The organism is Thiocapsa sp. (genome assembly GCF_035467215.1).
In the GTDB taxonomy this organism is placed as follows: Bacteria; Pseudomonadota; Gammaproteobacteria; order Chromatiales; family Chromatiaceae; genus Thiocapsa.
In genome coordinates, this window is sequence record NZ_DATITZ010000045.1 from 1 (window position 1) to 5,589 (window position 5,589).

Consider the following 5,589-nt stretch of genomic DNA (forward strand, 5'->3'; position numbering starts at 1 on the left):
GTCGTTGTCGTATCCGATGGTCGATTACGACAACGACAACGACAACGACAACGATCTCGGACGCTCTCGGGATCTCTGCATTGCCCCACTAACTCTCGTCGCTCGTCCCCACGACACCCTGACCCAAATCCAGCTCGAGGCCGAGCCGGTAGAGCGCGTTCCTCTTGATGCCGGTCAGGCGCGCGGCAATCGCCACGGCTTGAGCCAGCGGCAAGGTCTCGCCCAGGATGCGCAGGACCCGCTCGGCCTCCGCGCGATCCGGATCGCCCGTATCGGCATTCCCCTCGACCAGGACGACCAGCTCGCCGAGGCGCTGCTCGGCGTCGCCCTCGAGGCGCTGCGCCAACTCGGACGCGGTGCCGACGAGGAAGGTCTCGAAGTGTTTGGTCAACTCGCGTGCCAGGACCAGGCGCCGCGTCTCCCCCAGCGCTTCGCCGAGATCACGCAGGGTCGCGAGGATCCGCTTGCCGCTCTCGTAGAGGATCAGCGTGCCACGCTCGCCCTTGAACTCGCCGAGCCAGGCCAGGCGATGCGACCGGGTGCGCGGGGGGAATCCGACGAACAAGAAGCGATCGCTCGGCAAACCCGCCGCCGAGAGGGCGCAGATGGCGGCATTGGCGCCCGGCACAGGCACGACGGTCAAGCCACGCTCGCGCGCCGCGGCCACGAGGCTGAACCCGGGATCGCTGATCAGGGGCGTACCCGCATCGGAGACGAGCGCGACGCTCCGGCCGGTCTCGATCTCGGCGAGGAGTCGAGGCGCGACACTGGCCTCGTTGTGGTCGTGATAGGCCACGAGCTTGGACGAGATGCCGAAATGGTTCAGCAGCCGAAGCGTCTGGCGGGTATCCTCCGCCGCGATCAAATCGACCTCGCTCAACACCTTACGCGCCCGATCGGTCATGTCCCCGAGATTGCCGATCGGCGTGGCGACCACGTATAGTACCCCCCTTGACTGCTGCACCCTGCCTCCCAACGTCTCAAACCGGAACGGATCATGCCCAAGAATCGCGTTGACCACCGTCCCCTGTCCACTCCGATCACAGTCATCGCTCTCCTCGTTGCCGTTTCACTCGTTGCCCTTTCACTGGCCGGATGCGCGATCGATCCGGCCCGGGACGAGGCGCGCCTGCTCGCACCGGTCGCGGGGGAGCCGCTGAGACAAGCCGATGCGCTCGCCGCGCAAGGACAGGCGGACGCGGCAGCCAAGGCCTATCTGGAGATCGCAAAGGGAACAACGCCACCGGCGCGCGAGCAACTCCAGTTGAAGGCGGCACGCGCCTACCTTATGGCCGGCGACACGCGGCAGGCACAGAAGACCATCGGCGAGATTTCGCGCCCGGCGCTCACGATCGGGCAGCGCGCGCAGCTCCTGCTGATCGAGGCGGATCTCGCCCTCTTGGACCGACGCCCCAAGGATGCGATCGCGCGACTCCAGGCCATGCAGGTCCAAACCTTGCCGAAGGATCTGAAGATTCAACGGCTCGGGACACTCGCCGCCGCCCAGCGTCTCGCCAATGATCCCGTCGCCTCGGCCGAGTCGCTGATCGCGCTCGATCGGCTGCTCGACAACGAAGATGCACGTCTGCTGAATCAGGTCTCGCTGGTCACGACCTTGAGCGCACTGAGCACCGAGCAACTGCGCAATCTCTCACGCAGCGCAGGCGGAGCCATGAAAGGCTGGGCGGAGATCGCGCTCTTGGCACGCGACGCAGGCGCGGATCCTGCGACGTTCCAAACCCGCTATCGCCAAGAGCAGGCCAAACGACTCGGTCATCCGGCCCATCCGAGATTGGCCGAGGCGTACGTCAAGATCCTGTCCGGGGGGTACGCCTCGGGCGACAGCGTCACGGTCATGCTCCCGCGCGGCGGACGTTTCGCGGGCGCCGCCACATCGGTGAAGGACGGTATCGAGGCCGCCAGCCGAGCGGACAGCAGCGGCAACCGACCGGCGCTCGACTTCATCGACAGCACCCAAACGGCCCGCGCGCGCTCCATTCACGCGAAGGCCGTGGAGGGCGGCGCGGACTACGTGATCGGCCCGCTCGAGAAGGAATCGGTGGACAGCCTCGCCGCCGGCCCCGCACTCGCGGTGCCGACGCTGGCCCTGAATCAGACGACCCGCGACAGCCAGCCCGCAGCGAATCTCTTTCAGTTCTCGCTCTCGCCCGAGAACGAGGCGACGGAGGTCGCCGACAAGGCCGCCGCGATGGGTCTGAAACGCGCCGCAGTGCTTTATCCGGAAGGGCCGTGGGGAGCACGTCTCGCCAGCGCATTCCGCAACCAGTGGCGCCGACTGGGCGGAACGCTGGAGGCCGAAGCCGTCTACAACCCGACGGCGCGGAGCTTCGAGAAGACGGTGAGCACCCTGCTCGGCGACTCGCAGGCGGATGTCGTCTTCCTGGTCGCGACCAACGATCTCGCGCACAAGCTGTATCCGCAGATCCGGCTGAGCGCATCGTCGGTGACGGTCATGTCCACCTCGCACGTCTACTCGGGCGTCTTCGATCCGAGTCGAGACCGGGTCCTGTCGGGGCTCTATTTCGTCGATATCCCCTGGATGCTGAACAGTCGCGGAGAGGGTGCTCTGTCGCGCAGACGCCTGAGCGGATCCTCGTTCGAGGTCGCCAATCCGCTGGCCCGTCTGTACGCGATGGGGATCGACGCCTACCGCATCGCCCCGCGACTGACCGCGCTGGCCAAAAATCCGGGCGCCTTTTATCCGGGACAAACCGGCGGTCTTTCGCTCGACGCGCTGGGCCGCATCCAGCGCCAGCTCGCACTCGGACGCTTCGGCGAGACGGGCGTGCTCGAAGCGGGTGAGTCATCCGATACGCCGGCTTCGGAGACCCCTTGAGCGGCGACACGCGTCGCCCGTCCTCGGCGACGACCGACGCAACAGTCGGAACCCGGGATGTCGGCGACACCAAGGAGCGGCTCGCCGAGGATTATCTGAAACGCCGCCATCTGCAACCCATCGCGCGCAATCACCGCTGCCGCTTCGGCGAGATCGACCTGGTGATGCGCGACGGCGCGACCCTGGTCTTCGTCGAGGTCCGATACCGACGCTCGGAGCGCTTCGGAACGCCGGCCGAGACGGTCGACCGACGCAAGCAACAGCGTCTGACGGCGGCCGCGAGCCATTATCTGCAAGCTCACCCGACCATGTTACCCTGTCGATTCGACGTGGTTGCGGTCAGCGGCGAAGACCGAATCGAGTGGATCAAAAATGCCTTTTCCGTTGAATCATAATCCTCCCTTCGACCTCCTCATGCGGCCGCGGCTCGGTCGAGTCGGCGCGGCCGTGCGGTCGATCATGCAACAACGACGCGCCGCAGCGGCCCTGCTGCTGATCGGTGCGACGCTCCTGTCCGGTTGCGCGCCGATGCTCTTCGGCGCAGCGGCCGTCGGGACCGCCGCCACGGTCCACGACCGCCGCCCGGCGAACGTCATCCTCGACGATCAGCAGATCGAGCTCGAGGCGATGAGCGCCTTGTTCGGCAATGCCGAGATCAGGGGCCGCTCCCAAATCTCGGTCACCAGCTACAACCGCACCCTATTGCTCACCGGCACGGCCGACACGACCGAGGTGGCCCGAGAGGCCACGACGCTGCTCAGCCGCATCGGAAAGGTCCAGCGGGTCGTCGACGAGATCAAGGTCGGTCCCCGTCTCGACCTGAACCGACAAGCCCAAGACACCTATCTCACGGGTCGCGTCAAGACAGACCTGATCGGCGTGCGGCTGCCGGGATTCGACCCGACTCGGGTCAAGGTGGTCACCAGCGACGCAGTGGTCTTTCTGATGGGTCTCGTGAGCCCCGCGGAGGCCGATGCCGCAGCCGAGAAGGCCAGTTACGTGCCCGGTGTCGAGCGTGTGGTGAAGCTCTTCGAGTATGTCGACGACAACAACACCTGAGCTGTCTTCGGGATTCCTGAAGAGTCTTGCCCGGATCGCCGGCGCGGGACGATTGCTCACGGATCCGGCCGACTGCTGGCCCTATGGGTACGACAACAGCAGACTCCACGCACTGCCCCGAGGCGTCGTCTTCGCCGCAGACGAGGCGCAGGTTACGGCGCTGGTCGTGCTCTGCCGCGACGCAGGCGTCCCGCTCGTCGCGCGTGGGCGCGGGACCGGTACGACCGGTGCGACTGTTCCGGACCGCGGCGGCATCGTGCTCTCCTTCGAGCGCATGGACGCCATCCTGCGCATCGCACCGGAGGATCGCCTCGCCGTCGTGCAGCCCGGGGTGCTCAACGAGCAGCTCCAGCACGCGGTCGGCGCCTTCGGGTTCTTCTGGCCGCCCGACCCCACCAGTGCCGCGAGCTGCACGATCGGCGGGAATCTCGCCTACAACTCGGCGGGACCGAGGGCGGTCAAGTACGGGACGCCGCGCGAGAATACGCTCGGACTCACCGCGATCGACGGTCGCGGCGAGCGACTGCGTACGGGTGTGCTCACGACCAAAGGTGTGGTCGGCTACGACCTCACCCGACTCATCATCGGCTCGGAGGGCACACTCGCCCTCATCACCGAAGCCACGCTGAAGCTCACCCCGCTACCCGAGGCCAAGCGCACGCTGCGTGCCGCCTATGCGGACATCCACGCGGCTGCGGCCGCCGTGTCGGCGATCATGGCGCAGCCCGTGATCCCCTGCGCTCTCGAAATCATGGACTCGGCGGCGATCCGCACCGTCCGGCGCCATGCGGGGCTCGATCTGCCCGAGGGCGTCGGCGCACTGCTGATGATCGAGGTCGACGGACCCGCCGCCTGTATCGATCAGTCCGTCACCGCCGTCGCCGCAGCCGCGCAACACGCAGGCCTGATCGAGATGCGTCGCGCCGAGTCGGCCGCGGAGGTCGCCGCGCTCTGGAAGACCCGCAAGGCGCTCTCCCCGGCCTTGCGCCATATCGCGCCGAAAAAGATCAACGAGGATGTCGTAGTTCCGGTCTCGCGCATGGCCGAGCTCATTGATGGCCTGGAGCGGTTGTCGCAAGAAAGCGGCATGCAGATCGTGAACTTCGGTCATGCCGGAAACGGCAACATCCACGTGAATCTCTTGATCGACCCGGACGACCCGGCTGCCGTCGAGAGCGCACATCGGTGTCTGGATGCCATGTTTTCGCTCGTACTACAACTCGGCGGGACACTCTCGGGCGAGCACGGTGTCGGGATTGCCAAGCGCGACTTCGTCGCCCGCGAGATCGATCCACCCGTGCTCGCGCTGATGCGCGACATCAAGCGTCAATTCGATCCGGCGGGGATCCTCAATCCCGGGAAAGGCTTACCGGAGAACGCGCGGGAACCTGAAACGAATCGCTGAACCGAAACGAAAGGTTTCGGCACGGCTATTTGCCCGGTCGCACCAAGCCACCGAGCCCGACCGCCTCGAGCGCATCCAGAAGCAGGCGTCTCACCGACGCCGCATCCTCGCATTGCAGGGCCACCTTGAGCACCTCGCGGGCCCGTGCCCGGCTGATGCTGCGGATCACGCGCTTCACGCGCAGCAGGCTTCCCGCCCCCATACTCAGGCTATGCACGCCCATCCCGAGCAGGAGGAAGGTCGCGAGCGGATCCCCCGCCATCTCTCC

The 5,589-nt window shown here is 66.5% G+C and carries 6 protein-coding genes; 4 read left to right on the forward strand and 2 right to left on the reverse strand.

Annotation, left to right across the window (positions count from 1 at the left end; genetic code table 11):
• Nucleotides 1–88 precede the first annotated feature (88 nt).
• Complete coding sequence (gene rsmI / locus VLR48_RS02205; RefSeq protein WP_325290212.1) at nt 89–964, reverse strand: 16S rRNA (cytidine(1402)-2'-O)-methyltransferase; 876 nt, start codon at nt 962–964, stop codon at nt 89–91.
• 33 nt (nt 965–997) lie between these two features.
• On the opposite strand from rsmI, the gene VLR48_RS02210 reads away from it, so the two are divergent.
• From VLR48_RS02210 to VLR48_RS02225, 4 genes are all read left to right on the forward strand, one after another.
• On the forward strand, nt 998–2,857 hold the full coding sequence (locus VLR48_RS02210; RefSeq protein WP_325290213.1) for a penicillin-binding protein activator: 1,860 nt from the start codon (nt 998–1,000) through the stop codon (nt 2,855–2,857).
• Entirely contained in the window at nt 2,854–3,252 is a 399-nt protein-coding gene (locus VLR48_RS02215; RefSeq protein WP_325290214.1) for a YraN family protein, read from the forward strand. The genes VLR48_RS02210 and VLR48_RS02215 overlap by 4 nt, the downstream gene beginning before the upstream one ends.
• A gap of 64 nt (nt 3,253–3,316) precedes the next feature.
• Nucleotides 3,317–3,916, forward strand: a complete 600-nt coding sequence (locus tag VLR48_RS02220) for a BON domain-containing protein (RefSeq protein WP_325290215.1) — start codon at nt 3,317–3,319, stop codon at nt 3,914–3,916.
• The gene (locus VLR48_RS02225; RefSeq protein WP_325290216.1) at nt 3,894–5,321 is read left to right on the forward strand and encodes an FAD-binding oxidoreductase; all 1,428 of its coding nucleotides are present in this window, start codon (nt 3,894–3,896) and stop codon (nt 5,319–5,321) included. Before VLR48_RS02220 ends, VLR48_RS02225 begins: the two co-directional genes overlap by 23 nt.
• A 25-nt stretch (nt 5,322–5,346) precedes the next feature.
• Here the strand turns inward: VLR48_RS02225 and VLR48_RS02230 are convergent.
• On the reverse strand, nt 5,347–5,589 hold a 243-nt coding region (locus VLR48_RS02230; RefSeq protein ID WP_325290217.1), incomplete at its 5' end, for a putative PEP-binding protein.